At 64.2% G+C, this 26,890-nt stretch carries 29 protein-coding genes, 1 tRNA gene and 1 pseudogene; 17 read left to right on the forward strand and 14 right to left on the reverse strand.

The annotated features are described in order from the left end of the window. The 4 genes and pseudogenes from DNA98_RS15030 to DNA98_RS15045 form a co-directional block, all read right to left on the reverse strand. Positions 1-331: pseudogene (locus DNA98_RS15030) on the reverse strand (hypothetical protein); the annotation flags it as partial. 47 nt (positions 332-378) lie between these two features. Beyond that, positions 379-2,010, reverse strand: coding sequence for a phosphonate ABC transporter, permease protein PhnE (gene phnE, locus DNA98_RS15035; RefSeq protein ID WP_110532182.1), 1,632 nt, complete (start codon positions 2,008-2,010; stop codon positions 379-381). A gap of 99 nt (positions 2,011-2,109) precedes the next feature. Then, complete coding sequence (phnC, locus tag DNA98_RS15040; RefSeq protein WP_110532184.1) at positions 2,110-2,868, reverse strand: phosphonate ABC transporter ATP-binding protein; 759 nt, start codon at positions 2,866-2,868, stop codon at positions 2,110-2,112. A gap of 168 nt (positions 2,869-3,036) precedes the next feature. Then, complete coding sequence (locus DNA98_RS15045) at positions 3,037-3,906, reverse strand: phosphate/phosphite/phosphonate ABC transporter substrate-binding protein (protein ID WP_110532186.1); 870 nt, start codon at positions 3,904-3,906, stop codon at positions 3,037-3,039. 144 nt (positions 3,907-4,050) lie between these two features. Here DNA98_RS15045 and DNA98_RS15050 point away from each other — a divergent pair, with 144 nt between their 5' ends. Beyond that, positions 4,051-4,707, forward strand: a complete 657-nt coding sequence (locus tag DNA98_RS15050) for an HAD family phosphatase (protein ID WP_110532188.1) — start codon at positions 4,051-4,053, stop codon at positions 4,705-4,707. 476 nt (positions 4,708-5,183) lie between these two features. On the opposite strand, the gene DNA98_RS15055 is transcribed toward DNA98_RS15050, so the two are convergent. Further along, complete coding sequence (locus tag DNA98_RS15055; protein WP_165364010.1) at positions 5,184-6,140, reverse strand: L-threonylcarbamoyladenylate synthase; 957 nt, start codon at positions 6,138-6,140, stop codon at positions 5,184-5,186. 23 nt (positions 6,141-6,163) lie between these two features. Continuing rightward, positions 6,164-6,355: a hypothetical protein gene (locus DNA98_RS15060; RefSeq protein WP_129865677.1), complete on the reverse strand. Its 192-nt coding sequence runs from the start codon at positions 6,353-6,355 to the stop codon at positions 6,164-6,166. Positions 6,356-6,384: 29 nt separating this feature from the next. On the opposite strand from DNA98_RS15060, the gene DNA98_RS15065 reads away from it, so the two are divergent. Beyond that, positions 6,385-7,029 carry a GNAT family N-acetyltransferase gene (locus DNA98_RS15065; protein WP_110532194.1) on the forward strand — a complete coding sequence of 215 codons (645 nt, stop codon included), beginning with the start codon at positions 6,385-6,387 and terminating at the stop codon, positions 7,027-7,029. Positions 7,030-7,090: 61 nt separating this feature from the next. Here the strand turns inward: DNA98_RS15065 and typA are convergent, their stop codons facing one another. After that, positions 7,091-8,875, reverse strand: a complete 1,785-nt coding sequence (typA, locus tag DNA98_RS15070; protein ID WP_110532268.1) for a translational GTPase TypA — start codon at positions 8,873-8,875, stop codon at positions 7,091-7,093. Positions 8,876-9,137: 262 nt separating this feature from the next. Here typA and DNA98_RS15075 point away from each other — a divergent pair, with 262 nt between their 5' ends. From DNA98_RS15075 to DNA98_RS15130, 11 genes are all read left to right on the forward strand, one after another. Further along, positions 9,138-9,716 (forward strand): Uma2 family endonuclease, encoded by a 579-nt coding sequence (locus tag DNA98_RS15075; protein ID WP_110532196.1) that lies wholly within the window; start codon positions 9,138-9,140, stop codon positions 9,714-9,716. A 40-nt stretch (positions 9,717-9,756) separates the two neighbouring features. After that, positions 9,757-10,959, forward strand: a complete 1,203-nt coding sequence (locus DNA98_RS15080; protein WP_110532198.1) for an adenylosuccinate synthase — start codon at positions 9,757-9,759, stop codon at positions 10,957-10,959. 449 nt (positions 10,960-11,408) lie between these two features. After that, positions 11,409-12,155: a hypothetical protein gene (locus tag DNA98_RS15090; RefSeq protein ID WP_110532200.1), complete on the forward strand. Its 747-nt coding sequence runs from the start codon at positions 11,409-11,411 to the stop codon at positions 12,153-12,155. Positions 12,156-12,220: 65 nt separating this feature from the next. Continuing rightward, a complete protein-coding gene (locus DNA98_RS15095) occupies positions 12,221-12,427 on the forward strand; it encodes a hypothetical protein (RefSeq protein ID WP_110532202.1) in 207 nt (68 codons plus the stop codon). A gap of 14 nt (positions 12,428-12,441) precedes the next feature. Continuing rightward, positions 12,442-12,900, forward strand: a complete 459-nt coding sequence (locus DNA98_RS15100) for a hypothetical protein (protein WP_110532204.1) — start codon at positions 12,442-12,444, stop codon at positions 12,898-12,900. Next, positions 12,890-15,922 carry a DUF927 domain-containing protein gene (locus DNA98_RS15105; protein ID WP_233493241.1) on the forward strand — a complete coding sequence of 1,011 codons (3,033 nt, stop codon included), beginning with the start codon at positions 12,890-12,892 and terminating at the stop codon, positions 15,920-15,922. The genes DNA98_RS15100 and DNA98_RS15105 overlap by 11 nt, the downstream gene beginning before the upstream one ends. Continuing rightward, a complete protein-coding gene (locus DNA98_RS15110; protein ID WP_110532206.1) occupies positions 15,919-16,233 on the forward strand; it encodes a hypothetical protein in 315 nt (104 codons plus the stop codon). Before DNA98_RS15105 ends, DNA98_RS15110 begins: the two co-directional genes overlap by 4 nt. Further along, complete coding sequence (locus DNA98_RS15115) at positions 16,223-16,528, forward strand: hypothetical protein (protein WP_110532208.1); 306 nt, start codon at positions 16,223-16,225, stop codon at positions 16,526-16,528. The genes DNA98_RS15110 and DNA98_RS15115 overlap by 11 nt, the downstream gene beginning before the upstream one ends. Next, positions 16,521-17,192, forward strand: a complete 672-nt coding sequence (locus DNA98_RS17705; RefSeq protein WP_129865678.1) for a hypothetical protein — start codon at positions 16,521-16,523, stop codon at positions 17,190-17,192. The genes DNA98_RS15115 and DNA98_RS17705 overlap by 8 nt, the downstream gene beginning before the upstream one ends. A gap of 69 nt (positions 17,193-17,261) precedes the next feature. Beyond that, positions 17,262-17,501: a hypothetical protein gene (locus DNA98_RS15125; protein ID WP_110532212.1), complete on the forward strand. Its 240-nt coding sequence runs from the start codon at positions 17,262-17,264 to the stop codon at positions 17,499-17,501. Beyond that, entirely contained in the window at positions 17,485-18,663 is a 1,179-nt protein-coding gene (locus DNA98_RS15130) for a site-specific integrase (protein ID WP_110532214.1), read from the forward strand. Before DNA98_RS15125 ends, DNA98_RS15130 begins: the two co-directional genes overlap by 17 nt. Before the next feature lie 74 nt (positions 18,664-18,737). Here the strand turns inward: DNA98_RS15130 and DNA98_RS15135 are convergent. Beyond that, a tRNA-Trp gene (locus DNA98_RS15135) sits at positions 18,738-18,814 on the reverse strand. A 317-nt stretch (positions 18,815-19,131) separates the two neighbouring features. Between DNA98_RS15135 and DNA98_RS15140 the strand changes: the two genes are divergently transcribed. Further along, positions 19,132-19,722, forward strand: coding sequence for a MerR family transcriptional regulator (locus tag DNA98_RS15140; RefSeq protein ID WP_158531658.1), 591 nt, complete (start codon positions 19,132-19,134; stop codon positions 19,720-19,722). A 174-nt stretch (positions 19,723-19,896) separates the two neighbouring features. Here the strand turns inward: DNA98_RS15140 and pfkA are convergent, their stop codons facing one another. Both pfkA and DNA98_RS15150 read right to left on the reverse strand, forming a co-directional pair. Continuing rightward, positions 19,897-20,868, reverse strand: coding sequence for a 6-phosphofructokinase (gene pfkA / locus DNA98_RS15145; RefSeq protein WP_013156721.1), 972 nt, complete (start codon positions 20,866-20,868; stop codon positions 19,897-19,899). A gap of 41 nt (positions 20,869-20,909) precedes the next feature. Continuing rightward, positions 20,910-21,434 (reverse strand): flavodoxin domain-containing protein, encoded by a 525-nt coding sequence (locus DNA98_RS15150; protein ID WP_110532218.1) that lies wholly within the window; start codon positions 21,432-21,434, stop codon positions 20,910-20,912. Between the two features lie 252 nt (positions 21,435-21,686). Here DNA98_RS15150 and DNA98_RS15155 point away from each other — a divergent pair, with 252 nt between their 5' ends. From DNA98_RS15155 to DNA98_RS15165, 3 genes are read left to right on the forward strand one after another with little or no spacing between them, the layout of a single operon-like run. Continuing rightward, entirely contained in the window at positions 21,687-22,100 is a 414-nt protein-coding gene (locus DNA98_RS15155) for a DsrE/DsrF/DrsH-like family protein (RefSeq protein WP_013156719.1), read from the forward strand. Positions 22,101-22,128: 28 nt separating this feature from the next. After that, positions 22,129-22,374, forward strand: coding sequence for a sulfurtransferase TusA family protein (locus DNA98_RS15160; RefSeq protein ID WP_110532220.1), 246 nt, complete (start codon positions 22,129-22,131; stop codon positions 22,372-22,374). Between the two features lie 56 nt (positions 22,375-22,430). Beyond that, positions 22,431-23,570, forward strand: a complete 1,140-nt coding sequence (locus DNA98_RS15165) for an NAD(P)/FAD-dependent oxidoreductase (protein WP_110532222.1) — start codon at positions 22,431-22,433, stop codon at positions 23,568-23,570. A 46-nt stretch (positions 23,571-23,616) separates the two neighbouring features. Here DNA98_RS15165 and fmt read toward each other — a convergent pair whose 3' ends face one another. The 4 genes from fmt to cdaA form a co-directional block, all read right to left on the reverse strand. Beyond that, positions 23,617-24,555: a methionyl-tRNA formyltransferase gene (fmt, locus tag DNA98_RS15170; protein WP_110532225.1), complete on the reverse strand. Its 939-nt coding sequence runs from the start codon at positions 24,553-24,555 to the stop codon at positions 23,617-23,619. Positions 24,556-24,561: 6 nt separating this feature from the next. Further along, positions 24,562-25,155: a peptide deformylase gene (def, locus tag DNA98_RS15175; RefSeq protein WP_110532227.1), complete on the reverse strand. Its 594-nt coding sequence runs from the start codon at positions 25,153-25,155 to the stop codon at positions 24,562-24,564. 117 nt (positions 25,156-25,272) lie between these two features. Then, positions 25,273-26,115, reverse strand: a complete 843-nt coding sequence (locus DNA98_RS15180) for a YbbR-like domain-containing protein (protein WP_110532229.1) — start codon at positions 26,113-26,115, stop codon at positions 25,273-25,275. Next, positions 26,112-26,831: a diadenylate cyclase CdaA gene (gene cdaA, locus DNA98_RS15185; RefSeq protein WP_110532231.1), complete on the reverse strand. Its 720-nt coding sequence runs from the start codon at positions 26,829-26,831 to the stop codon at positions 26,112-26,114. Before cdaA ends, DNA98_RS15180 begins: the two co-directional genes overlap by 4 nt. Positions 26,832-26,890 lie beyond the last annotated feature (59 nt).

Genomic DNA, 26,890 nt, shown 5'->3' on the forward strand with positions numbered 1-26,890 from the left:
GCTCGGCGATGACCCTGAAGGTGGCGGGGTCGATGACATAGAGCCGGTTGGTCTTGCCGTCGGGCACATACACCCGTTCGGGAAATCCCTTCACCGCAGGCGAGAGCCTCCCCGCCCGGGTGAAGGCATAGACATCCTTGGGGTCATAGGGTGGCATCCCCGGGAGGCCCACCTTTAGCTCGAGGCCTGCGGTCGTGGGGGGTGGGCTCGAGGCCCCCTGGGCCGCTGGGCTAACCGCCGGCGAACCAGAGGCGGCAGCGGCGGAGTAGGAGTTCTTACAGCCCCCTACAAATAAAATCACTCCAAATAATAGGAGGGTGGCACGCAGCACATGGCGATTCTAACTAAACGTAGATGATTCCAGAATGAAGCGGCTGCCTAGACCAACCGGCTGCGCAGCCAGCTCGAGGCAAAGTCGATGAGGTTGACCACGATCACGATGGCGATCACCCCGATGATCATCTGGTCGTAGTGGCCCGCGTCCATAGCCCCCTTGATGAAGTAGCCGATCCCCCCTGCCCCCACCAGCCCCAACACCACCGAGACCCGGAAGTTGATCTCGAAGCGGTAGAGGGTGTAGGAGACGAACAGCGGTAGCACCTGGGGCAAGATCGCCCAGCGCAGCACGTTGACCCCCGCGGCCCCGGTGGACTCGAGCGCCTCGATGGGTCCTTTGTCTACGTTTTCGATGGCCTCCGAGTAGAGCTTGCCTAAATCCGCTATGGAGTGAATGGCCATCGCCAACACTCCGGCAAAAGGCCCCAACCCCACCGCGGCCACGAAGACCAGGGCCAAGATGAGGGTATCCACCCCGCGATCTACGTTGTAGAAAGCGCGCATAAAAGCGAACATCCCGCGCATAAAAGCGCTCCCTTGGGTGAGGTTACGGGCCGCTAGAAAGCTCGAGGGAACCGCGAATATTGCCGCCAAGAAGGTCCCGACCAAGGCAATCTCGACGGTCAGGGCCATTTCCGAAAGCACGCTTTGCAGGGGGAAGATGTTGGCGTCGGGGTTGGCCAGGTTGGGCGGCCAGGCTTTGTGGAAGAATCCCACCAGGAAGGGCCAGCCCTTGACCAGCTTCTGCAACTGGAACTCGGTGGCTTCAAAGGCCGGGAGCAAAATCGAAACCACCCCGGCGAAAATCATCCCAGAACGCAGGTCGCCCGCTTCCTGCAGGTTGGGGTGGCGCAGCCCCACCAGGCCCGCCCCCAACATCAGCCCCGCCAGCACGAAGAGGGCCAGCGCCCCGTACTGGGTACGGGCCGGTTGCAGCAAGCGATACCCGGCCTCGCTGGCCTCTTGGGGGATGCTTCCCTTGAGGTCCGCGAGCGAGGTGATGGGCTCGAGGGTGGGCTGGCCGATCTCCTTGAGGATGGCGTTCTTCTGGGGGATCGCGGCGTTGTAGTCCTCCACCAGCTTGCGCTCGGTCTCGGAAGGGGTGGGCACAAGGAGTTTATAGTAGCCCGTCATACGGGGCAAGTAGGTATGCCCACCCCCGCTCGAGTTCAACCACCAAAAAGCCAGCCCCCCCAACAACACCGCCCCTCCATAGATAAGCAGGCGAAGCCGAAGGTGGTTTTGGCCCAGCAAAGCCAGGATCAGGGTCAAGGCCAGCGCGCTCAAGCCTTCCATCAGCCCGTTGAGCGGAACCAGCCGAACCAGCTGGGCCGGTTGGGAATACCAGGCTAGGCCCACCAAGGCGCTGCCCCCACCCCCGATGATTCCACCCCAGGCCGCCCAGCCGCCGCCCCGCAGGGCCAAATAGAGGGCGGCGACGATCAGCAACGGGATCAAGAGCAAAAGGGGGAAGGTCGGCGCCAACGCGAGCAGGGTGGGATCCACGGTCTCGCGGCTCAGGAAACCCGAGGAGCGGCTGAAGGGGAAAGCCACGAAAGCCACCAGAATCCCCAACGCCCCGCCAATCACCAAGCGGCGCATCGAGCCCTTGGCTACCCCCGAGAGCGCCGCCAGCCCCACACCGATAAGGAGATAAAACAGGATGGTCGTCATACCGTGACCTCGAGGAACGGGCAGGGTTCGCAAGCTCTCGTCATACGTCGTACGCGATCCGTGCCCCGTGAAAGCTTAGACGTATGACCAAGCGCGGCCTCACGCCAGCATCTCCTTCCGCTCATAGATCCCGTCCACCAACTCCTCGGTAAGCTCCTGCGGGGCGCCGTCGAAGACCAACCGCCCACGCCGGAAGGCGATGATGCGGCGGGCGTATTGGCGGGCCAGCTCGAGGGTGTGGATGTTGATCACCACCGTCACCCCATCGGTAGCGTTGAAATGCCGCAGGGTGCGCATCACCTCCTCGGAGAGCACCGGGTCGAGGTTGGCGGCGGGCTCGTCAGCCAGGATCAGGGTAGGCTCTTGGGCCATGGCCCGGGCGATGGCCACCCGCTGCTGCTGCCCGCCCGAGAGCGAGTCCACCCGCGCGGTTTCCTTGGCGCTCAAATCTACCCGGGCGATCTGCTGGCGGGCGATTTCGTAGTCGCGATCAGAATACAGGCCCAGCAAGCCCCGCCAGGTCGGGAGGTAGCCGAGCCGTCCGTGCAACACGTTGTCCAGCACCGACAGCCGGGTGACCAGATTGAACTGCTGGAAGATGAACCCCACCGTGCGGCGATACTTTTGCAGCTCACGCTTGGGGAGCTTGGTAATGTCCGTACCGTCCACCACCACTTGGCCCTGACTGGGGATCAAAAGGCCGTTGAGGGTGCGCAAGAAGGTGCTCTTCCCCGCGCCCGAACGCCCGATGATCGCCACGAAATCTCCCTTGGGGATGGAGAGGCTCACGTCCACAAGAGCCTGAAAGGGGCCCCGCGCGGTGTGAAAGGTCTGCGAGACGTTCTTGACCTCGATCATAGGAAACCTGATCGCTCATAGCCTATACCCAGACCTGATCGGTCTGGTAAGGGGCATTGTGCGGCTGCATGCCTTGTGTTGTACGTCATACGCTAAACGCGGTGAGACAGGCCCAAGGAAGTTAGCCCCTGGGTGGCCCAGGGGCGTTTCGTCTCCATCGGCAACTTTTTACTGACCGGCCACCTTGCGGGCCTCCCGCACTACGTCGTAGTCGGAGTCCTTGGCGGGGATCATGTAGTCGATGCGGTAGAGGTCCATGAGCAGCTTGCTGTTGGGAGTTTTGATGCGCTGGATGGCGGCAGCGATGCCCCGGGCCAGGTTAGGGTATTTGGCCAGGAATTGCTTGGAGACGCTGAAGGTATCGCCGGGGATGGGCTTGGAGTAGAAGATAGCGGTGAGCTGGGCGGCCTCTTCGGGCTTCAAAAACTGAGTCCAGGCCCCCGACTTGTTCTTGTCGTCGTTGGCAAAGGTGGCCGCGGCATCTACCGACTTGTTGAGCACGGCCAGCACCGCCGAGTCGTGTTTGCCGGCAAAGACCTGCTTGGAGAAGAGCTTGTCGGGATCCAACCCCGCGGCGATCAGGGCAGCGCGGGGGAAGACGTACCCGGCGGCGGAGTTCTTATCCACCCAGGCGATGGTCTTGCCCTCGAGCTGGCGCACGTTTTTGATGCCGGAATCCTTGCGTACAACGATGGCCGACCAGTAGTAAGGGCCGTTGCCCCGCACGCTCTTCAGCAGCACCTCAGCACCCACATCTTGGTGGGCGATCACATAGCCGTCGGGGGGGAAGAAGGCGAAGTCCAGGTTGCCGCCGCGCATGGCCTCGATCAGGCCACGGTACTCGGTGGGAATGAAGATCTCGACCTCGACCGTGCCCTTGAACTCTTTCTCGATGTAGTCGGCGATAGCTTGAGCCGCTGGGCGAAGCTGGTCGGAGTTCTGGGTGGGGTTGAAGCCGATGCGCACCTTGACCGGGGTCTGGGCGAACGCGAGCGAAAGGCCAAGCGCCGCCAACAACAGCAACAGGTATCGTTTCATACCGCAGGCTAGTCTACCCTAGGCCGCGGCAACGCAACAGGGGGTGCTGAGAGCGCATTTACATAAACGAGTTCAGAGGCCCCTTATCCGAACGGTTTTCTCTCAGCCTTTTCATCCCCTGCAGGGCGTTATAGTTGACCCAACATGCGCGCCCTGATCTTCGACCTCGACGGCACCATCTTTGACAGCGAGACGGCCATCTTCCGCGCGTGGCAGAGGGTCTACGCCGAGCAGGGGGCCGCGCTCGCCCTCGAGACCTGGTTACCCCTCCTCGGCACCAACGAGGTCAGGTTCGACCCGCTGGCCCACATCGAGGACCTGGTGGGTCACCCGATCGACCGCGGCGCGGTGCTCGAGCGGGCCCGGACCCTCGAGCGCGAGTACGTGGAGGCCACCGATGTGCTACCCGGGGTGCGCGAGTGGATCGCCCAGGCCCAGGCCGCCGGGCTCGGGCTGGCCGTGGCGAGCAGTTCGGGGCGGAGCTGGGTCGAGGGCCACCTGCGGCGGCTGGGGCTGCGGGAGTTTTTCTCGGTGCTGCGCACCCGCGACGACGTGGAGCGCACCAAGCCCGACCCCGCCCTCTTCCTGCGGGCCGCTGAGGGCTTGGGGGTGGAGCCCGCCGAAGCTCTGGTGATCGAGGACTCGCTCAACGGCATCAGGGCCGCCAAGGCCGCGGGGATGCGGGTGGTGGCGGTTCCCAACCCCCTGACCCGGTACTCCGACCTCTCCGGGGCCGATCTGGTGATCCCCAGCCTGGCCGAGGTGCCGCTAAACGCCCTGCTCGAGCGGCTCGAGTCCTGAGCCGGCCCTTGGCGAAGTGGTCTGGTAGCTTGATCTATGCGGACTCAGACGTCCTACGTCGTACGTCACACGTCATACAAAGGGGATCGGTCCCCCGGGTGTACGGCGGTACGCCGTCCCGAAGGGAATCTACCTCCAGGTGTACGGGCGTAGCCCGTCCCGAGACGCCACCCCACGGCTTACGCCGAAACAAGCGTCTCACTCCGCTCGGCGAAAGAAGCGTCACCCCACGGCTTGCGCCGAAACAAGCGTCTCGCTTCGCTCGGCGAAAGAAGCGTCTCCTTCGCCGCCGGTAGGCGGGGTAGGGGATCGTCCCCTGCGTGTAGCGTAAGACGTACGGCGTACGACGTACGACGTAAGTAGCGTTTAGCGTATAGCGTACGACGTATGACCTAAGTCACGTCTTGCGTTTTGCGTATTGCGTACGACGTACGACGTAGGACGTACGCGCAGTGAACCTTGCCCGCGCAGCGACGCTAATCTTTAACCGCCGCCCGGCGCAACCGGTCCATGATGGCCCGCCCCAAACCTTCTTCGGGAACCGGTTCGGCGTAGATGGCGGGCAGGCCCAGCCGGTCGAGCTGGTGCAGGGCCTCAAAGAGATGCGCGGCGGCCTCCCGGAGATCCCCGGTGGGAGAGAGCACCTTGACTACCTTGAACCCCTTGGGTACGTCCCGGAAAGCCAGATACCCAGACTGCCGGCGGAGTTCCCTGGGCACCTCGTCAGGTTGGGCAATCTGGATAGGGGTGCGCGGGGCGTAGTGCTGCGGGAGCTGGCCGGGAACCAGGGGCCTGGCGCTCTCCCCTATCCGGAGTTCTACCCGCCCCAGAATAGGCTCGAGTTCCTCTAGGGAGATCGCCCCGTGACGCAGCACCACCGGCTTTTCGGCCAATAGCAAAATGGTAGACTCCACCCCGTAGAGGGTCGGCCCCCCGTCCAGGATCAGGTCCACCGCCTCCCCCAGCATCCGCTCGACATGCTCGGCCCGGGTCGGGCTCAGGTAGCCAAAGGGGTTAGCGCTCGGCGCGGCGATGGGCAGGCCGGCCCGGCGGATCAGCTCGAGCGCCACCGGGTGGGCGGGCATCCGCACCGCCACGGTGGGCAGCCCCGAGGTGACGATCCCCGGTAGGGCCTCGGCTTTGGGCAGCACCAGGGTGAGCGGCCCCGGCCAGAACTTCTCCATCAGGGGCTCAGCCTGGGTCGGCACCTCTCGCGCCACCCGCAGGAGCATCTCCCGGTCCGCCACGTGAACGATCAGGGGATCAAAGCTGGGCCGCCGCTTGACCTCGAAGATGCGGGCCGCAGCAGAGGCATCCAGGGCACTTGCCCCAAGCCCGTAGACGGTCTCGGTAGGGAAGGCTACCAGCCCCCCCTCCCGGATGACCCGCGCGGCCTGCTCGATCTCTCTTGGCGTAGCCGGCACTACGGCCATAGCTCCCCGATTATGCCAGATGGTCATGGGCAAATGCCCCTGCCGAAACCCGGTTCGGTCACCGCCCAGTTGGCCTCGGCCCGGCCCTCGCCTCCGCTTGGAATCGGCAGCAGAGACTTGCTTGCCAAGCGCTGCCGGTGGCCGTTCATCGCCTCATCCCTCGCCCGCCCCGCCGTGCGGGCGCTATGGTAGTCAAGAAAGATCATCCGTTGCACAACCCCCCGATTATGCCAGAATTTAGAGCATGTGGACCATTAGCCGCCTGGGGGCCGAGGAGGCCCGCGCCGTCCTCCCCGAGCTGGCCGAAGTGTTGCGAGACTGCGTGGACGGCGGGGCCTCGGTGAGCTTCCTGCCCCCGCTCGCCTGGGCGGAAGCCTGGCGGTTCTGGGAGCGGATGCTCTCCGGTCTGGCCGAGGGCCAGCGCATCCTGCTCACCGCCCAGCAGGGCGGGCAGGTGGTGGGAACGGTGATGCTCGAGCTCTCCTCTGCCCCCAACAGCCTGCACCGGGCTGAGGTGCAAAAGCTTCTCGTCCACCGCAAAGCCCGCCGCCAGGGAATCGCCGAAGCCCTGATGCGCGCGGTCGAAAAAGCCGCCCTCGAAGCCGGGCGTACCCTGCTGTACCTCGACACCTGTAAGGGGTGCGCCGCCGAGACCCTTTACCGCAAACTCGGTTGGGTGGAGGTGGGCATCATCCCCCGGTTTGCCAAGCAGCCCCGCGGTTTCTGTGACACGGTGATCTTTTACAAACACCCTACGTCGTACGTAATACGCAAAACGCCAGACGCTAAACGCGAAAAAAACGCTAAACGCGGGGGACGATCCCCTACCCCGTCTACCGGCGGCGAAGGAAGCGTCTCGGGACGGGCGATGCCCGTACACCCGGGGTAGATTCCCTGTCGGGACGGGCTACGCCCGTACACCCGAGGGACGATCCCCTTCGTACGACGTCTTAGGCCATTTCCGCCCGCTTGCGCTGGCTGGGGTCGAGCACCCGCTTGCGCAGGCGCAGGCTCTTGGGGGTGACCTCGAGCAGCTCGTCGGGGGCCAAGAACTCCAGGGCCTCCTCGAGCGTGAACTTGCGGGGCGGGATCAGGCGGATGTTCTCGTCGGAGCCGGCGGCGCGGATGTTGGTGAGCTTCTTGTTGAGGCAGACGTTGACGTTGAGGTCGTTATCGCGGGAGTTCTCGCCCACGATCATGCCCACGTAGACCTCGGTACCGGGGTCGATGAAGAAGCGGATGCGCTCCTGTAGGCGGTGGAGGCTGTAGGCGAAGGCCACGCCCGCCTCCATGGCCACCGCGCTACCGGTGGTGCGGGTCTCGAGCGTGCCCACGTGTGGCCCATAGCCGTGGAAGGTGTGGCTCATCACGCCCTCGCCCGCCGTGAGCGTTAGGAAGAGGGTGCGGAAACCAAAAAGCGCCCGGGCCGGGAGGATGAAATCCGCGCGGACCCGCCCCTCGCCCTGATCCATGTGGACCATCTGGGCCTTGCGGGTACCCAGGGCCTCCATCACAGGGCCAAACTTGGCCTCGGGCACGTCCACCACCAGGTACTCGTAGGGCTCGTGCACCTGGCCCTCCACTTCCTTCAGCAGCACGCTGGGCTGGCCCACGCTGAACTCGAAGCCCTCGCGGCGCATAGTCTCGAGGAGCACCGCGAGGTGTAGCTCGCCGCGCCCATGCAGCTCGAAGGTATCGGGGGTGACCTCGATGACCCGCAGCGCCACGTTGGTCTCGAGCTCCTTCAAGAGCCGCTCGCGGATCTGGCGGCTGGTGACGAACTTACCCTCTCTGCCTGCGAAGGGTGAGGTGTTGGGGGTGAGGGTGAGGCTCACGGTGGGCTCGTCCACCGCCAGGCGAGGCAGGGCCTCGGGGGCTTCCTTGGCGGCGAGGGTGTCGCCGATCTCCACCCCCTCCATCCCGGCGATGGCCACGATGTCGCCAGGGGTGACTTCCTCGACCTCCAGGCGCTCGAGCCCCTGGTGGGTGAAGGCCGCCACCACCTTGACGTCACGGCTCTCGTGCTCGCCCACGACGGTGATGACCTGGCCCTTGCGCACGGTGCCGCGGTGCACCTTGCCGATGGCAATTTTGCCCAGAAAGCTGGAGTGGTCGAGGTTGGCCACGCGAAGCTGGAAGGGGCCCTCCTCGACGCGGGGGGCGGGGATGTGGCTGAGGATGACCTGGAAGAGCTCCTCGAGGTTGTCCTTGCGCTCGTTCAGCCAGGCCGCCCCCTCGCGCCCGATGGCGTAGAGGTAAGGGAAGTCGAGCTGCTCCTCGGAGGCGCCCAGCTCGGCCATGAGGTCGAAGGTTTCGTTCAGGACCTCGTCGGGGCGGGCGTCACGCTTGTCCACCTTGTTGACGACCACGATGGGCTTGAGCCCCGCCTCGAGGGCCTTCTTGAGCACGAAGCGGGTCTGGGGCATGGGACCCTCGGCAGCATCGACCAGCAACAGCACCCCGTCCACCATGGAGAGCGCCCGCTCGACCTCACCGCCGAAGTCGGCGTGGCCGGGGGTATCGACGATGTTGATCTTGACGTCGTTCCACACGACGGCGGTGTTCTTGGCCAAAATGGTGATGCCCCGCTCGCGCTCGAGGTCGTTCGAATCCATGATGCGCTCGCCTTCCGCGTCGTGGCGGGAGAGGGCTTTGGCCTGCTTGAGCATGGCATCGACGAGCGTGGTCTTGCCGTGGTCCACGTGCGCGATGATCGCGATGTTTCTGAGTTCCATACCGTCCTCTTGAGGGATTGGGTTGCCTCTCCCCGGCTCGAGGAACGGCAACAGCACAACCTTCATAGTGTACTTGCCGCGAAGGGGTTTGTATAGGGCAGGAAGCTATAGGGAGAAAGGGCGAGCACGGGGGCTCGCCCCTACACCCGGCAATCGATCAGACGTACCCCAGCGTTTGGCGTTTGGCGTTTAGCGTTTGGCGTATCACGTACGACGTACGACTCACGGCACCCGGCAGGAGCGCACTATAATCACACTGACCATGCCCGCAAGCGCCCCTCGTCCCGCCCGGCTGAGTAAGGAGGAGTGGCTCGAGCTGGAGAAGCAGACTGGCCTGCGCTACGAGTACCTCGACGGCTTCGTGTACGCGATGGCCGGAGAAAGCCGCACCCACAACAACATCGTCGTGAACATTACCCTCGCGCTGGCCCAGAAAGCCAGGGCCAAGGGCTGTCAGTTCCAGGTCGAAAACATGAGGACCTGGGTCAGGGCGCTCAACCGCTACTACTACCCCGACGTGGTGATCAGTTGCGGCAGCGAAGCCCACGAAAGTGAGCTCCACGAGCCCTGCTTCATCGTGGAAGTGCTGTCGGAGACCACCGCCGACAAAGACCGGAGGGAGAAGCTCGAGGCCTACTTCAAGATCCCCACCCTCAAGACCTACGTGCTGGTCTCGCAGGAGGAGAAGCGGGTGGAGGTCTACCAGCGCACCCGCTGGAACCTGGTGTGGAGCGAGTTGATCAACGACGGCGAGCTCGAGGTCGCTTGTTTGGGGGAACCCCTCAACCTCGAGCAGATCTACGCCGGAACCCCCGTCCCAGAAGTGCCCGAAGAAGCCTAAGCACCCACGCTCAGGAGCGAATGACTTACACTAGGCCCGTATGCCAGGGATCGCGATCATTGGAGCCCAATGGGGGGACGAGGGCAAAGGCAAGGTCACCGATGCCCTCGCGGAGGACGCCGACTTCGTGGTGCGCTACCAGGGGGGGGCCAACGCAGGCCACACCGTGGTAGCCCAAGGCCAGACCTTTAAGCTGAACCTGCTGCCCACCGGGGTCATTCATCCGCAGGCCACCAACGTCCTGGGGGACGGAATGGTGATCGACGCCTTTCGCTTCGCCGAAGAGCTGGCCGATATTCGCGCCAAGGGCCTCGAGCCCAAAATCCTAGTCTCCGACAAGGCCCACCTGGTGCTGCCCCACCATAAAGCGGTGGAAAGCCGCAACAACTTCGTGGGCACCACCAAGCGCGGCATCGGCCCGGCCTACTCGGATCGGGCCCGGCGGGTGGGCATACGGGTTGGGGATCTGCTAAGCGATGCGGTGCTGGCCGAGCGGGTCGAGACCCTGCTTGCCGAGAAGCCCAACTCGACCAGGGAAGCGGGCTGGGACACCCGTGAAAAGGCCCTGGCCGACCTCCACCGAATGCGCGATATCCTGGCGCCTTTCATCGCAGATACCGGGCACCTGCTCCGCGAAGCCATCAAGCAGGGCAAGAAAGTGCTCTTCGAGGGAGCCCAAGCTACCCTGCTCGACCTCAACTACGGGGATTATCCCTACGTGACCAGCTCCCATCCCACCGTGGGCGGGATCTTGGTGGGGGCCGGGGTCAACCACAAGGCCATCAACAAGGTCTACGGGGTGGCCAAGGCCTACGCCACCCGCGTGGGTAACGGCCCCTTCCCCACCGAGCTTCCCGAAGCCGAGGCAGAATTTTTGCGGCAGAAGGGGGGCGAGTTCGGGGTGACCACCGGTCGCCCCCGGCGTACCGGCTGGCTGGACCTGGTGCTCCTCAAGTACGCCTGTGAAGTGAACGGCTTTGACGGGCTGGTGTTGACCAAGCTCGACATCCTCTCGGGTTTCCCTAAAATCAAAGTAGGGATCGAGCACCGCCCCGATGGCACAGTGGGTTATGAAGAGCTCGAGGGCTGGGGCGAACTGGCCGGGATCCAAAGCCGCGAGGCCCTGCCGAAGAGCGTGCTGCGGCTGATCGAGCTGATCGAGGAATATACCCAGACCCCGGTGGTGATGTTCTCTACCAGCCCACGCCGCGAGGACACTTTCGGCGCGGTGAGCTGGGTCTGACATCCTTTCTAGTGCTCTGGCTAGTTGATTAAGCATTGTGCGGTTGTGACGTCGTACGCAAAACGCGGCGGATCGCCTTCTCCTAGTGCAAAAACGACAACCGGAGCCTGGGTGACTCCGGTTTTTCTCGTCCTGGACTGGCGGGCCGTGAAGGATTCGAACCTCCGACACCTCGTTTTGGAGGAGGCTACCTGCTCTCCGGCAGCTTACGGCTACCTACGGATATGCCCTTGCTTATCGGCAAAACGGCGAGTGTGTTTACGGCTACTTTCGGCTGTTTTCGGAGCCATAAACCGTAGATAAACCGTAAACTTCCAGGGCCGTTTTTTGCGATAAGAGCCCCCTTTGTGAGGGGTGATAGAATAAGCAAAATCCCCCTGGCCGAAACCAGGAGGAGCCTTCGTGGGGCTCACTCATTCTACACCGGCCACGGGGAGGGAGGGCAACCCGTGGCCGATACCTTCACAAACCACCAAGAGCACGCGCAGGCTTGGCGCAGGTGGCACGCCTGGCGGTATGTCCTGCGCGCCGTGAACGACCTAGCGCCGGAAGTGCTGAAAGACCTCGCCGGGCTGTTGCCCACCTACCAGGGCGCCACCCGGTATCGAGACGACCCGGGCATCTACTTGAGTGATTGGGAGGGGCTGTGTGAGAGCCAGGCTGTGCTGGCCTACGCCAGGCTCGAGGACTTACCCCCTGGGCGGTGGAGGGACGGGCTGAAAGCGCTGGACGAGCTACAGCACGCTTTGGTGCGCTGGGCCACCGGATGGAACCTGAACCACCCCCGGGTGCTGGACTGGGCGCTGCAACACCTGGACATGTGGGCGAGGATGCCGGAGCACACCGGCAAGCCGATACCGCTGTACTGGGGGCCGGTTGTGGTTGTGCCCCCAACACCGCGCTTTACCACGCCGGAGTTTGCCTTACCTATCCACGGTGGAGAGAAAACCGGCGACTGGCGCACCGTGGAGGCCCGCCTGCGTGAGGCGGTCGAGGCGTGGCTAGGCGAGTACAGGGCGCTGTGGCACGCCTGGGCGCTGCCGAACCAGGAGCTCCAAAAACACGCCAGATGGTGGGTGCTGCGCGTGGTCAAGGGCCTCTCGTATACCACAATCGCTGACCAGGGCGAGGAGCCCCTGACCGATGACGCGGTACGGAAAGCGGTAGAACGCCTGAGCCGGGAGCTCAGCAAGTAAAGCGGACACGGGGTTGAACTTTCCGTGTCCGCGCTTTTTCGGCTTGGGTGCCCCATGCTCAAAGCATGGAAAAGAAACCGCTATACACGGTTGAACAGGTGCGGCGATTGGTGGGTATAGACGTGCTAGGCCGGGACGTGGCCTATAAACTCGCGCGCACACACGGTTTTCGGTTGGGCAAGCGCTGGGTGCTGCCCGCCCGCGTGGTGGAAGCGCTGATGGATGGGCGCTTGCCGGAAGAGGAAGACCCCGCCGGTCAGGGCGGGGCTTGAGAAAGGGGTGCGCTGTGGTCCCTGAACGCATTCTACACGATAGGCTAGCCTTTCTCGCCTACTTTCCGGCAGAACAGCGCTCCACAGGCGCAAACCTGCTGCTCGAGGCGGTGCGCGCCGGGTGCTCCGAGCCTCACCAGGTTGTGGGGTTTGCCCTCGAGCGGGCCAACCGGCGCCATTGGAGCGAGGCCGCCCACACGCTGCGGCTGCTGGCCGAGCTCGACCCCGAGGCCCTGCTGGCCGGTGCGCGCTGGGCATTGTGGTGGGAAGCGCTGCCCTGGGCTGAGCGGCAACGGCTCAAAGCCGAGCGCGCAACCGAGGCCCTCGAGCGCCACATGCAGGAGTTGCCGCCGACCGAAAAACAACTGGCCTACCTGCACCGGCTGGGGCACCGTGGCCCGGTGCCAATCAGCCGGCTCGAGGCAAGCCGCCTGATTGACGCGCTACTCAAGGGGGTAAACCGTGCGTCCTGAGCGCATCCCCTCGAGCTTGCGCGCCCTCGAGCGCTGGACACTGTGGCGCTACGAGGAGCGCGACGGCAGGAAAACCAAGGTTCCCTACCGGCCTGACGGCACGCTGGCCAAGTCCAACGACCCGGCCACGTGGTGCTCGCTCGATGACGCCTTGAAGGCCCTCAAGACCGGGCGTTTTGCCGGGTTGGGGTTTGTGCTGGGGGACGGTATCACCGGAATCGACCTCGATTGGAAGGAATATCCCGGTGAGGGTGTCCCGACCGAAGCCCGGACCATCGTGGACCGGCTCGACTCTTACGTGGAGTGGTCACCCTCCGGCAAGGGCTGCCACATCCTGTTGCACGGCAAGCTGCCCGAAGGGTGCCGCAACCGCAAGCAGCTGGCCCCCGGCGTGGAGCTGGAGGTGTACGACCGTGGCCGGTTCTTTACCTTCACCGGCCATCGGTGGGAAGGGTACCCCGACGATCTCCAGGAGTGCCAGACCGAGCTAGAGGCTTTGCTAGCCGACCTGGAGCTGTTGGTGTCCACAGCACTGGCACCAGCTCCAGCACCGGCACCCCACCCTGTGGCGCTGGACGACAAGGCCCTGTTAGAAAAGGCGTTCGCCGCCAAAAACGGGGCCGACGTACGCCGTTTGTGGGAGGGGGATACCAGCGGCTACCGCTCGCAGTCCGAGGCCGATTTGGCCCTCGCGGGCCACCTGATGTTCTGGTGCGGCAACGACACCGCCCGGGCTGACCGGCTGTTTCGGCAGTCAAAGTTGTACCGGCCCAAGTGGGACGAAAAACACCACGCTGACGGGCGAACCTACGGGCAGGCCACCCTCGAGAAGGCCCGCTCAAGTAGTCCCTACAACCCACAGCACCCACACGTGGCCGGTGCTGGCCCCCGTACCCCGCTCGATGAGCGCACGGGAGGCGGGCAGGTGCTGGGGGAGCCGCGCTACAAGGTGGAGCACGGGCAGATTCTGGCGGCCAAAGTGGAGGGCCGAGGCGAGGCCCAGGCCGTGACCTACTACCCGTTGAGCAACTTCGCCGCCGCGATTCGCCGGGAGGTGGTGGCTACCGACGGGCTCGAGAGCGAGGTGCTGTTCGAGCTCGAGGGCTACACCGCCACAGGTCGCGCCCTGCCTGTGGCCCAGGTGCGGGCCGCTGAGTTTGCATCCATGAACTGGGTAACCAAGCACTGGGGCTCAGAGGCCGTGGTGCAACCCGGGCAGGGGGCCAAAGACCACCTGCGCGCCGCGATTCAGTATTTGTCGCTCGGGCTGACCACCCGCGCTACGGTGCATAAACACCTGGGGTGGGCCAAGGTGGGCGGCCACCACGTGTACCTGCACGCTGGGGGGGGCATCGGACCTGACGGTGCGGTGCCCGGGCTCGAGGTGGACCCAGGCCGTGCGCTGAGCGGCTTTATCCTGCCCGAGCCCCCCACCGGCGAGGCCGAGCGGGAGGCCATCCTTCAACTGTGGGAGCTCCGGCACCTGGCCCCTGCGCGGGTGACGGTGCCCCTTATCCTCTATAGTCTGGCCGCACCGCTGGGCCACACCCCCTTCTCGCTCTACTTGAGCGGGCCAACCGGTGCCCGAAAAACCAGCCTGGCCCTGGTGCTCCAAAGCCTGTGGGGGGGGCACGACGCGCCGCCCACCGGCTGGGAGGCCACCGCCAACGCCCTCGAGGGGAGCGCCTTCACCGCCAAGGACAGCTTGCTGTTGATAGACGACTACGCCCCCCAAAACGCCGAGGGCAGGCAAAAAGAGCTCCAGGCCAAGGCCGCCCGGTTGCTGCGCAACCAGGGCAACGGGGTTGGGCGGCTACGTATGCGGGCTGACGGCAGTCTGGCCCCCGACAAGCCCCCGCGCGGCAGTCTGCTTATCACCGGCGAGGACCTACCCCCCGGCCACAGTGTGAGAGCACGGTGCCTGTTTCTCGAGCTCGAGCGGGGAGACGTAGACCTCGAGCGGCTGTCTCGCGCCCAGGCCCTGGCCCGTGACGGGGTGTACGCCCAGGCCCTGGGCGCATGGGTGCGGTACCTGGCCCGGGCCCTCGAGGACCACCAGGCCCGGCTCACCCGGCGTGTGGCCGAGCTTCGCCCGCGCTGGAGCGCCGAGCATGGCCGTACCACTGACGCCCTGGCCCGGCTACACGCCACCTGGGAGACTTACCGCGTCTATGCCGCCACGGTGGGGGTGGAGCTCCAGGCCCTCGAGGCCGGGGTGCTGGAAGCGCTGGAGCAGGTGCGCACCGCCCAGGCTCAGCACCACAAGGACGCCGACCCCGCCGAGCGGTTTGGCGCGCTGCTGTTCGCCGCCCTGCGCATGGGCCGCGCTCACCTGGTGCCCACAGATTGGCGAGCCGGGCAATCCGTAGAGGATTACCTGACCCACCCCGCAAGCTGGGGTTGGCAGTACCACGAACCCACCAGCAGCAGCGACTTTGCCGCCGGGGTGTGGCGGCCACAAGGCCCGGCCATCGGCTGGATACCCAGTGACCCCGAGACCCACGGTATCTACCTCGACCCCAAAGCCGCCTACGCCGTGCTCGCCCGGCTGGCCGGGGAGACCGGCGAACCCCTGCCCACCGAGCGCACCCTGTGGAAGCGGCTGGGCGAGGCCGGGGCTATCCGCACACAGGCTGACGGGGAGTCTGTCCGGTATCAGGCCCGGGTGAGGATAGGCGGGGAACTCCACCGGGTTGTGCATGTCCTAGGGCCTTATATCGGGAAAACCGGGAACACCGGGAACAACACGACAAACACCGTCCAGGACGACACAAAACCTGTTCCCGGTTTTTCATCTGTTCCCGGTAGCGACCGGGAACAAAACCCCGACCCCGACACGCCGCCTGTGGTGTTCCCGGAAGCGACCGGGAACAACCCAGAAACCGGGAACAGCCTAAACTCTGTCCAGGACGACAAAAACTCGCCTGTTCCCGGTGTTCCCGGTTTTGCGGATAGGAGACCCCTAGGGTTCGCGCAACCCCCCGAGGATGAGGACGGTGAGTGGGAGGTGGTGGAGCTATGAACCCCTGGGCCATCCTCACCGCCCAGGTGCCCCAACTGGTGGCCCGGCTCGAGGCCCACCCCCACCCCCTACTCACCGTGGAGGTTGACGGCGAGGTGGTGGCCCGGCTGGTGCGTCCAAGCCGGGCTGACCTCGAGGCCCACGCCCGGTGGCCGGGGATGCCCCGGCTCACCGCCGAGGGGTGGCTGCTCAAGGCGCTGGGCAAACTGGCGCACCGGTGCCCAACCCCACAGGTGAGTGTGGCCTTGTATGCGGGCCGCACCCGGGTTGCGCTGGTGCAACGCAAGCGGGAGGCGACCTATGCCCGGTAGAGCCCCCAAACGCAAGGGTGACCGCGTGGAGCGCGAGGTGGTCACGCTACTGAAAGCCCACGGCCTCGAGGCCCGCCGTGTACCACTTTCCGGTGCTGCCCCCGGCTGGAGCGGTGACGTGGTAGTCACGCTGCCCCGGATAGGGACAGCGCGGGTTGAAGTTAAGAGCCGCAAACACTTCAAGACCCTCGAGGGCTGGCTTGAAGGTAGCGACCTGCTGGTGCTCAAGCCCGACCGCAGGCCGCCCCTGGTGGTGCTGCCCCTGTCGCGGTTGCTCGAGGTGTTGGATGAGTAAGTACCCCAAACTCTCAGAGGCCCTGCACCGCTTGCTCGAGGCTGGCCCCTGGACGGGCACACCCCGCGACCTGTGGAAGGCCCTCGAGGGCTACCGGCAAGAGCCCTGGCCCGCTAACCCGGTAGCCCTGTCCTTGTGGTTGAGGCATCACGCTCACCGGCACGGGCTGGGGGTGACGCTAGGCCACAATGGAGAACACCGGTTTGTGCGTCTAGCACGTGTGTCTAACGGGTTAGTGCCCAATCCGGTATCGGCGCATAGCGCCGCGTTTCGCAAGATAGCGCAACAACCCCGCACCGGCGAAGTGGAACATAACGGAACAGAATCACAACCCGTCACCGGGGTTCCGGGACATACCGGGACACCCCCCGATTTCTGGAGCTTCACGAGCTGGCCCGAGCTCGAGGCCGCCCTGCCACGAATCCTCGAGGCCCTGGGCCCTCGAGGCCCGTTCACCCTGGCCTTCAAACAGATGAGGCCATACGGACCCGGTACCACCAGCACCGGCAACGAGGCCCGGTACCTACCCGCGCTGGTGCGCGACTGGGCTGCCCGGCACCCTGACGCGCTCGAGATTCGCCTGTGGCCCAGGTACGTGGATATCGTCCGCGAGTGGCCGCTGGACGGTGCTACACCGCTTGTCCCAGACACGACGGGGGGCTAAGTGGATATTTCCCCTAATGCAAATTAGCGGAAATGTTTTCATTGAGTCCCACAATGCTATGATGAATCTATGCCCAACAGAGAACACCATGTGGCTAGGGTACGCCCATCCAAAGAGCGCCGCCTGGCCGCGCTGGGGCTCGAGCCCTTAGCCCCTAACGAGGTCAGCGCTCGAGTCAGAATGCGGCTGGACAGGGAGGTGGCCGCCCTGCTCGAGGGGCTAACCCCCGCTCAACGCGGTGAGGTGCTGGTGGCCGGACTCAAGGTGCTGGGATTTTTGCGGGAGGCCGGAGATGGCGAGGCGGGGTAAAGGTGGCGGGACGACCTACTACCACAAGGGCTCGAGGCGCTGGTGCGCTGAACTGAACCTGGGCTTTGACGCCCAGGGCAAGCCGCTACGGGTGCGGGCCTACCACAAGACCCGCCGGGAGGCCGAGGCGTGGCTGGCCGAACAGGCCGCCCTATACCACAAGGGGCTGCTGGCCGACCCCAGCAAGCTCACCCTGAGGGAGTGGGCGGAAAGGTGGCTCGAGCGCAAGGCCAAGGAGGTGCGCCCACGCACCGCCGAGCTGTACCGGCTCGAGCTGTCCTACGCCCTGCCCTCGCTCAAAGACCCCGAGGCCCGCGACCCGTTAGGCGCGAAGCCCCTGCAAGACGTGAAGCCCGCCCACCTCCGCGCGGTGCTGGACGGGCTCATGGAGCGTTACAGCCTGCGCACCGTGAAGATGGTGCGGCAGAAGCTCCACACCCTCTTTGAGGAAGCGCTGCACCTCGAGCTTATCTACAGAAGCCCCGTCGCGCCGGTGCGGATCAAGGCCCCCAGGGGACAGGCCAAGCCCAAGGCCGGTAGAGCCCTCGAGCCCCACGAGCTGAGCGCCCTGCTCGCCGCCCTCGACCAGCACCAAGACCCCCGCACCGCGCTAGCCCTGCGGTTGATGCTGGCCTGTGGCTTGCGCCGGGGTGAGGCGCTGGGGCTGCAATGGGCTGACCTCGACCTCGAGGCCGGGACGCTCACCGTGCGCCGGGCCTGGACGGAGAACGGCAACCACAGGGGGGTAAGCCTGCCCAAGACCGCCACATCCGAGCGTACCGTGCCTATCCCTCACGCCACCCTCGCGCGCCTGAAAGCCTACCGGCTGTGGTACACCGAGCGGCTGGGAGACCCGAGGCCGGATAGCTGGCTTTTTCCCGGCAACGACCCCAGCAAGCCGCTCAACCCCCACGCGCCCAACTGGGCCTTGAAACGGATCACCGAGCGGCTGGGTATTCCACCGCTTCGAGTCCACGACCTCAGGCACTCCTACGGTAGCCACATGCTGGCCCAGGGTGCCCCCCTCGAGCTGGTGGCCGAACGCATGGGCCACGCCAACCCCAATATCACCCTGGAAACTTACAGACATTTGCTCGAGCACGAGCGCCGGGGTTGGGTCCTTGACCCCGAGGATTTGCTGGCCCCTCGAGCCAAGGCTTGAGCCCATAAACCGTAGAATCACCGTAAAACGACCAGCCCGAGGGCAAGGCACCCTCGGGTTTTTGCGTCCTGGACTGGCGGGCCGTGAAGGATTCGAACCTCCGACACCTCGTTTTGGAGACGAGTGCTCTACCGGGCTGAGCTAACGGCCCTTAGTTTATCCAGCGACACTGCTGGCGCATAGGATTCTAGCATAGCAACTTCTTGGCGGCAACCGAGCCCCGGGCAACCCGGTAAATCGCACCACGGTCACGCCCGGCAACTTCATCACACCAATAGTCACCAGCACAGTGCCAATATCACCCCCTAAGGCTTGACGTGAAGTTGACTTTACGTGGCCTAATAGGGCTCGAGGCACGCCATGGCAGCGGATACGTTTCCTCCACCAAAGTTTTCCAAGGCTAGGTTCGAGTCCATCCTCCGAGAACAAGCCAAAGTGTTCAGCCAAAACCTAAACTTTAGAAACGCGATGTTGGCCTTGGCGGGTTCCGATGAGAATGCCCAGGCGTTTTTTCAGCTCCCAGGGGTCGGAATTGGAGCCTTCGCCAAAATGGTTAACCTGCCGGTCTCGACGGTACGCCACTATATTCGGCTGGGCCTGATCGAACCCTGGGAGGTAGAAGGGCGTTACCGCTTCCAACCTGTGAACGTGCGTCAAGCTCAGACGGTGCGGATGTGGCGTGAGTTGGGAATGAGCCTAGAAGAGATCGTTCGGCGCAAGCAAAAACAGCGTCAAACCGATCCCACGCTGATACTCAAAGATTTGATCCAGAAAGTACCTCACGATACGGGGCAGACGGGCGCTTTAGGCATCGCTTTGGTACGACAGGAAGTCAAAAACCACGAGCTTCACATGCACACCGACATCTGGAGCGGCAATCAGCTGCCTGACCCGAACCCCCAGATCGCCGAGGAAGCGGCTCGCCTCCGCGAGATCATGCACGAGTTGCGCGAGGAATACCGAGCCGTGCGGGAGCGTCTCGAGAAGAAAAAACTCGAGATCGAGGAGCGAATCTCCCAGGTGCGGCACATCGAAGACGAACTCTATAAGGGGGTTTGAAGGTGAAACCCTGGATTTTATTTGAAGAAGAAGCCGCCCGTAAACTCGAAGCTTACCGGTCTGAAGCGGAAGCGACACGTCAGCTCGAGGCCAAATCTTTGCGCCGATGCATCGCCGAGATGCTGGTAGGGCTGGCCTGCCGGGTTGACCCAGGGATCGGCTCCCCACCTAAAGCTACTGGGCCAATACCCAGGCCATCTCGAGCAAGCTAGCATCCAAAGGCTTCTTGCTCGCCACCACCTCGCCTAAGGGGGTGCTGCTGATCTCTCCTTTGAGCAAACCCATTAAGATGCCATGCTGTCCCTTCGCCAACCGGGTGACCGCTCCGAAGCCCAGCCGGGTGGCCAACAGCCGGTCGAACGCCCCCGGGATCCCGCCCCGCTGGACGTGGCCCAGGATGGTACTGCGCAGGTCGAAGCCCAGCCGGGCCTGGTGTTCGCGGAAGTAAGCCATCAGTTCCTCGGCCCCGTAGCGGGCCCCCTCCGCAACCACCGCGATGGCGTGGGCCTTGCCCCGCTCGTAAGCCCCGCGGAGCCGCGCGGCGACCTCCTCAGGGGGGGTATCCACCTCGGGAACCACCACCACCTCGGCCCCCCCGGCGAGCCCCGACATCAGGGCCAGATAACCGCAGTCGCGCCCCATCACCTCCACCAAGAAGGCCCGGCGGTGGCTCGAGGCTGTAGTTTTCAAGCGGTCAATGGCTTCCAGGGCGATGTTGAGGGCGGTGTCCACCCCGATGGTGATCTCTGATCCGTAGAGGTCGTTGTCGATGGTGGAAGCCACCCCCACCACCGGGAAGCCCAGCTGCGAGAGGGCGTAAGCCCCGGTTTGGGAGCCGTTCCCACCGATCACCACCAGCGCCTCGATCCCTTTGGCCTCGAGGTTAGCCAAGGCCACCTTGCGCCCTTCCTCGGTCTTGAATTCCAGGCTGCGGGCGCTGCCTAGCATGGTCCCACCCTGCTGGATGATGCCGCCCACGTCGCGGGCCGAGAGCGAGTTCATCTCGCCTGCGATCAAACCGGCGTACCCCTGGCGTACCCCGAAGACTTCCCAGCCCTGATCCAGCCCGCCTCGCACCACCGCCCGGATGGCCGCGTTCATGCCGGGGGCATCGCCCCCGCTGGTGAGTACCGCGATGCGTTTCATAAGCTATTATGCCCTCTTTGGCCAGGGCTCGAGCCCTGCGTTCAGAACCCGCTCATCTCTTCTTGCCGCAGCAGTTGCCATACCCGCTCGCCCCAGGCCCGCACCGCGTCCCAGTCGCGCCAGTCACCCTCGGGGAAACCCTTCTTGGTCAGCATCAGCCGAATCACCGGGGAGAGCTTGCCCTTGTCCAAGGCCCCGGCGAACAAGCCGATATCTACCGGCTCGACCAGAGCCCGCACCGGGCGCAGATATCCCAACCCTTCTTGGGCACGCTGGGGGGTGTCGTTGGCCAGGGTCATGGACACCAGGTAGTAAAACACTGGGATCTTTCGCAACTCCTCCTGGTGGCGCCGCACGAATTCTATGGCCTCGGGCAGCCACATCTCCTCACGCACCGCGCTCCCTAGAATCGCTGCCACATACCGGCCAAGGTCATCCACGTCCTCCATGCGTTTGACCTCGACCTGAGCTCCCCGACGAGCCATCCCCGCGCCCAGGGCTTCGGCGATCTCCCGGGTGGTGCCGGTGCGGGTCGCATAGGCGATCAGAATTGGTTTATCGGTCATACCCCACCCCCTCAACCCCTGTGGGTTTTAGGTTAGGGCTAATACTTCCCTACATTGAAGGTGCGTTTGTCCTACCCCTTGAAGCCTTGGCTTTCTACCCTAGTCCGCGTTCTCGATCACCCCCTATACTCTCCTATTTTTTAGGTCGTCGCCCCGGCTGTTCTCGAGCCCAACTAGTCTTAGCCCAGGCAATCTAGGACATACGTACCGGGGGTATAGAAGTACAAAAAGGGTAACGAAAGGAGCAAGATCATGTCCGAAAAACTGGCAATGATCGTCGAGAGCGGCACTACCGACAAGCTGATGGCAGCCTCCATCCTCACTGCGGGTGCAGCAGCAATGGGCAAGAACGTGACAGTGTTCCTCACCTTTGGAGGGCTCATGGCCTTCAAAAAGGGCTACGAGCAGGCTCCGATGGTACTGCCCAACGAGTTCAAGGGCATGGAAGAGATACTTTCCCAAACCATGCAGGCCAAGAAAATCCCCCACTGGATGAAAAACTTCCAAGACGCCAAGGAAATCGGTAACGTCCACTTCTACGCCTGTAGCGCGACCATGGACCTGTTCGACCTCAAGAAAGACGACCTCGAGCCCATCGTCGAAGACGTGGTGGGCGTGGCCTACTTCATGAAGGAAACCGAAGGTGCGCAAACCCTCTTCATCTAGTTCGTGAGGAGAAATCCAGGAGGAATCTATGAGTAACCCCGTCCAGATCAGCAAAGAAATCGACGCCCGCGGCAGCTTCTGCCCCGGCCCCTTGATGGAGCTTATCCGCGCGGTCAAGGCCGCAAATGTAGGTGAGGTGATCGCGGTGCTCTCCGGCGACCCCGGCTCGGTCAAAGACATCCCAGCCTGGGTCACTAAGGCGGGCCACAAGTTTTTGGGGATGGAAGACGCCGGGGGAGAAGTCAAGCGCTTCATCGTCCGCAAAGCCCGCTAGCCTAGGCCAAGTAGGGGTACATCGACACGCACGGGACCGCTGCAAAGAGAGGTAGCATGAAACGAATCTTGGTGTTGGGAGGTGGCACGGGCGGCACGCTCATCGCCAACCTGCTGGCGAAGAAGCTCAAAAACGAGGCCCAAATCACGCTGGTAAGCGCCTCGAGCCGCCACCTGTACCAACCCGGTTGGCTGTACGTACCCTTCGGCTGGCAAGACCCGCGGGCCCTCTCTAGGAGCCTCAAGTCACTGCTGAATAAGCGCGTCCAGCTTGAGATCGGCAAGGTGGATCGCCTCGATCTGCCGGCCCAAGCGGTGGTGCTCGAGGAGGGCAACACCCTGTACTACGACTATCTGGTAGTCGCCACCGGATCGCGGGTAACCCCCGAGGACGTGCCAGGGCTGGCTGAGGGCGCCCACCATTTCTACACCGAGGAAGCCGCCTGGAAGCTCCACGCAGTACTGGAAGAGTGGCAGGGGGGCAGGATCGTGGTGGGAGTAGGCGGGCTGCCGCACAAGTGCCCGGTAGCCCCCCTCGAGTTCACGTTCCTCCTCGACGAGTACCTGACCCGGCGCGGACTGCGCGATAAAACTGAGATCACCTACACCTACCCTATCAACCGCGTTTTCTCCATCGAGAGCGTGGCTGAAGTTGCCGAGCCGCTACTCAAGGAGCGCGGGGTCAAGATCGAGACCTTCTTCAACCTCGAGTCGGTGGACCCCGAAAAAAAGCTCGCCATCAGCCTGGAAGGCAGTTCGCTCCCCTACGACTTGCTGGTGATGATCCCACCCCACCGGGGAGCCCAGTTCCTCGAGGGCTCGCCCATCGCCGACGCGCAGGGCTGGGTCTATACCGACCGCACCACGCTCCAGGTCAAAGATTACCCTAACATTTACGCCCTAGGTGACACCACCAACCTACCCATCTCTAAGGCGGGCTCCACTGCCCACTTTGAGGCCCCGGTGATCGCCGAACATATCGCCGCCGAGATCCAAGGGCGGGCCGTTGACCTCCAACACGCCAGCTACAACGGCAAGGTGACTTGCTTCCTGGAAACGGGCTACGGTAAGGCCAGCATCCTGGCCTTCGACTACGATCACCCACCCAAGCCGCCCGCGCCGAGTTGGCTCTATCACTATGAGAAAATGGCCTTCAACAAAGCGTACTGGTACTTGGTGCCAACCGGTGTGATCTGATCGAACCTGCCCCCGAGCGTTGGGCGGGGGCAGGCCTTATTACCGCTCAGGCTAAATGCGTTCCCATTTTGACCCCATACCCCCGCGCCCAGTCGGCGGCTCGCATCGGTCGCTTGCCCTCGGGCTGGACCTCGAGCAACTCGACGGCGCCCTCACCCGCCGTCACGATGAGCGAATTCGGGGTAACCTCGAGCACGGTTCCCGCCACCCCCGAAGCCCGGCCCTCCCGCGGCCGCAGGGAAATCGCCTTGACCCGCTTCCCCTCGTGCTCGAACCACGAGCCCGGCCAAGGCTGTACCCCCCGGTGGCGGTCATAGATGGCCCGGGCGGCCTCTGTCCAGCGCACCCGGCCATCCTCCTTTTTGAGCATCGGGGCATGGGTTCCCTCGAGCGGCTGGGGCTCTGGGGTGAGGTGCTCGAGATCGCGCAAGGCTTCCAGCAGGAGCTGGATCCCCCGGTCGCGCAGGCGGTTGGCGAGCCGCACCGCGTCTTCATCCGGCTCCACCGTGGTGCGCCAGCGGGCCACTACCGGGCCGGTGTCCATGCCAGGGTCGGTCTGCACAATGCACACCGCGGTCTCCGGGTCCCCATTGATCAGCGTCCACTGCACCGGAGCCGGGCCGCGGTACTTGGGCAGGTCAGAGGGGTGCAAGTTAAGGAAGCCATGGCGGGGAAGCTCGAGTAGCTCGGCGGGCAGAATCTTGCCGTAGGCCGCAGTCACCGCCACGTCCAGGTCTAGGGCCCTTATCTGCTGCGCAAACTCGGCGTTGTTCCGTAGCCTATGGGGCTGCGCGACCGGCAGTCCCAATTGCCGGGCCCGCTGGGCCACGGGTGGAGGGGTGAGCGAGAGGCCCCGCCCCGCCGGTTTGTCCGGCTGGGCCACGACCAAGACCACCTGGTGGTGGTCGTGTAGGGCCTCCAGCACCGGCACCGCCCAAGCCGGGGAACCGAAAAAGGCTAAACGACGGGATGTAGACAAAGACATGGTGGATTATGCCAGGCGCTCGGCCTTCAGCTCTTTTAGGAACGCCTTGGCGCGGCGCTGCATCTCGGCCAACTCCTGGCGGTGTTCTTCCAGGAAAGCCGCTTTCAGCGCTTTAGGCAAGCGCTCGAAGAAAAGGGTACCATCGAGATGGTCGAGTTCGTGCTGGACCACCACCGCCAAATATCCCTCGAACTCCTGGGTTTTCTTCTCGCCCCGCTCGTCTTGGTACTCTACCCGGACCTGCAGGTCGCGGGGCACCTCTTCGGAGTAGAGGCCGGGGATCGATAGGCAACCCTCGGTGGAGATCTGCTGACCTGCACGGTAAGTGATGACGGGGTTGACCATCACCCACTGATTCTTGACCCGGGTCTTGAGGTCGGCTTCTTCGCCTTCTTCCTCGTCTTCGGCATCTACATACTCAGCGAAGACAAACAGGCGCTCCAAGCGGCCCACCTGGGGAGCCGCCAAACCTACCCCTCTGGCCTCGAACATCGTCTCGAACATGTTTTCGGCCAGCCGGGGAATCTCCGAAAAATCCTTGACCGAGCTAGCCCGCTTGCGTAGCACCGGGTCGCCGTAGAGTCGGATCGGGTAAATCATCGTGAATATTCTAGCCAGGCCCCGGACTGCAAAGGTGGCAGAAAGCAGCAAGGAGGGGTTGCAGCCCGAGGCGGGCTCGACTTTTCCCCGCCGATCCTGGGCCGCGGGGTGTCGCCCTTATCTCGCCGCTACCCGGAAGTTCCCCTGTACCGGGGCCGTCGCCTGCACCCCCTGGGGAAGTTGCAGTTGCAGGGGCGAGGTATAGCTCCCAGGGCGCCATTCGGGGACAGCGCGCACCTGGGTGATGCTCGCGAGCACCGCCACCGGCCCCACCAGGGTCACGCTGCTGGGGACACGGGCCTCGAGCACCCGCAGGCTTGTTGGCGGCTCGGCCAGCACCAGGGGCACGGCCTTCTGGGCCTGCATGACCTCTCGCTGCACAACCCGTACTTGATCTGGGTTGAGGGCGAGGCTCTCCAAGGGCTCCCCCGTGGCATCTACCGGGAAAAGCCGCACCTGAGCCCCACCTATGTCTACCCCCACGGCCCGCACCGCCTGGTCCACCAACCCCCGCGGACCGATGGCCTGCACGCTGGCCGGTTCAAAGTGGAGCCAGTGTCCGGGGCTGTGGACCTCTACCGGGAGGCGCCGGCTCACCACGGCCTCCAGCCTACCTTCCACCCGCCCCGGCTCCACCGCGACCAGACGCACCCCCGCCGGCAGGCCAACTTGCACGTTCCGGACAAAGGCCCCCTCGCCCACCCCAGAAAGGTCTACATAGGCATTGACGGTGCTTAGGTTGTTGCCCTCGATCAGCCGGGCCGGCCCCCGCAGCCGTAGCTCCACCGTCTGGGGCAACCCCGAGACGCTCTGCCCCTGCCGTACCCCCAATACCTGGAGCGGGCGGGTCAAGGTGCGCTCGGCGATGGGCTCAGAGGCCCGCAGTTGGTACCACACCAGCCCCGCCGCCAGCAAGGCCAGCAGTTTTTCTGGAAGGTGGTCCAATAAGCGGCGAATCATGCCCGAATCTCCTCAAGAATGCGTTCGCGCACATCTCTGGGCTGCAGCGGTGGCGAGAGCTGCCCCCGCTCGGCTACCCGGATCGTACCCCGCTCCTCGCTCACCACGATCACCAGGGCATCGGTCTGCTCGGAAAGGCCCAGGGCTGCCCGGTGACGGGTTCCGATGTACTTTTCCACCCGGTCGCTCAAGGGGAAGATGCACCCCGCTGCCACCACCTGATCCCCCCGTACGATCACCCCCCCATCGTGCAGGGGGCTAGTCGGGGCAAAGATGCTCTCCAGAAAACGAGCCGAGAGCCGGGCGTTGACGATCTCGCCGCTGCTGGCATAATCGCCCAAGGGGGTGCGTCGCTCGAGCGCGATGAGGGCTCCGTGGCGGCGGGCGCTCATACGCTCGAGGGCCCGCACCAGCTCGCCCAGAGTAGACTCACCCAAGGCCACCCGTTGAAATCGCCCGCGCCCAATACGCTCCAGCGCCCCCCGCAACTCGGGCTGAAACACTACGATCAACCCGAAGGCCCCTAAGGTGGCGGCATTGCCCAAGATCCACGCCAGGCTGTTCAATCCCAGCTGGCTCGCCGCGAACCACACCAGCAGATACACCAATACCCCCCGCGCCAGGTTGATCGCCCGGGTTTCAGCGATCAGGCGATAGACGTAATAAAACAAAGTAGCTACCGCCAAAATATCCAGCAAGTCGCGCCAAGAGAGCATCCTTCTACAGGTTACAGGGTGAGGCCCGGCAGTTATTAGAGCGGCCCCCAAGTGAGTCT

Origin of the sequence: Meiothermus sp. Pnk-1 (assembly GCF_003226535.1) — a bacterium.
Classification (GTDB): domain Bacteria; phylum Deinococcota; class Deinococci; order Deinococcales; family Thermaceae; genus Allomeiothermus.

Coding starts and splice junctions, on each gene's coding strand:
- DNA98_RS15055 (WP_165364010.1), bottom strand. CDS start 6,140: ATGGCCGTAGTGCCGGCTACGCCAAGAGAGATCGAGCAGGCCGCGCGG.
- DNA98_RS15165 (WP_110532222.1), top strand. CDS start 22,431: ATGAAACGAATCTTGGTGTTGGGAGGTGGCACGGGCGGCACGCTCATC.
- DNA98_RS15155 (WP_013156719.1), top strand. CDS start 21,687: ATGTCCGAAAAACTGGCAATGATCGTCGAGAGCGGCACTACCGACAAG.
- DNA98_RS15115 (WP_110532208.1), top strand. CDS start 16,223: ATGCCCGGTAGAGCCCCCAAACGCAAGGGTGACCGCGTGGAGCGCGAG.
- phnC (WP_110532184.1), bottom strand. CDS start 2,868: ATGATCGAGGTCAAGAACGTCTCGCAGACCTTTCACACCGCGCGGGGC.
- DNA98_RS15110 (WP_110532206.1), top strand. CDS start 15,919: ATGAACCCCTGGGCCATCCTCACCGCCCAGGTGCCCCAACTGGTGGCC.
- DNA98_RS17705 (WP_129865678.1), top strand. CDS start 16,521: ATGAGTAAGTACCCCAAACTCTCAGAGGCCCTGCACCGCTTGCTCGAG.
- typA (WP_110532268.1), bottom strand. CDS start 8,875: ATGGAACTCAGAAACATCGCGATCATCGCGCACGTGGACCACGGCAAG.
- fmt (WP_110532225.1), bottom strand. CDS start 24,555: ATGTCTTTGTCTACATCCCGTCGTTTAGCCTTTTTCGGTTCCCCGGCT.
- DNA98_RS15140 (WP_158531658.1), top strand. CDS start 19,132: ATGTTGGCCTTGGCGGGTTCCGATGAGAATGCCCAGGCGTTTTTTCAG.
- cdaA (WP_110532231.1), bottom strand. CDS start 26,831: ATGCTCTCTTGGCGCGACTTGCTGGATATTTTGGCGGTAGCTACTTTG.
- DNA98_RS15045 (WP_110532186.1), bottom strand. CDS start 3,906: ATGAAACGATACCTGTTGCTGTTGTTGGCGGCGCTTGGCCTTTCGCTC.
- DNA98_RS15130 (WP_110532214.1), top strand. CDS start 17,485: ATGGCGAGGCGGGGTAAAGGTGGCGGGACGACCTACTACCACAAGGGC.
- DNA98_RS15065 (WP_110532194.1), top strand. CDS start 6,385: ATGTGGACCATTAGCCGCCTGGGGGCCGAGGAGGCCCGCGCCGTCCTC.
- DNA98_RS15095 (WP_110532202.1), top strand. CDS start 12,221: ATGGAAAAGAAACCGCTATACACGGTTGAACAGGTGCGGCGATTGGTG.
- DNA98_RS15075 (WP_110532196.1), top strand. CDS start 9,138: ATGCCCGCAAGCGCCCCTCGTCCCGCCCGGCTGAGTAAGGAGGAGTGG.
- DNA98_RS15180 (WP_110532229.1), bottom strand. CDS start 26,115: ATGATTCGCCGCTTATTGGACCACCTTCCAGAAAAACTGCTGGCCTTG.
- phnE (WP_110532182.1), bottom strand. CDS start 2,010: ATGACGACCATCCTGTTTTATCTCCTTATCGGTGTGGGGCTGGCGGCG.
- DNA98_RS15050 (WP_110532188.1), top strand. CDS start 4,051: ATGCGCGCCCTGATCTTCGACCTCGACGGCACCATCTTTGACAGCGAG.
- def (WP_110532227.1), bottom strand. CDS start 25,155: ATGATTTACCCGATCCGACTCTACGGCGACCCGGTGCTACGCAAGCGG.
- DNA98_RS15080 (WP_110532198.1), top strand. CDS start 9,757: ATGCCAGGGATCGCGATCATTGGAGCCCAATGGGGGGACGAGGGCAAA.
- DNA98_RS15150 (WP_110532218.1), bottom strand. CDS start 21,434: ATGACCGATAAACCAATTCTGATCGCCTATGCGACCCGCACCGGCACC.
- DNA98_RS15125 (WP_110532212.1), top strand. CDS start 17,262: ATGCCCAACAGAGAACACCATGTGGCTAGGGTACGCCCATCCAAAGAG.
- pfkA (WP_013156721.1), bottom strand. CDS start 20,868: ATGAAACGCATCGCGGTACTCACCAGCGGGGGCGATGCCCCCGGCATG.
- DNA98_RS15160 (WP_110532220.1), top strand. CDS start 22,129: ATGAGTAACCCCGTCCAGATCAGCAAAGAAATCGACGCCCGCGGCAGC.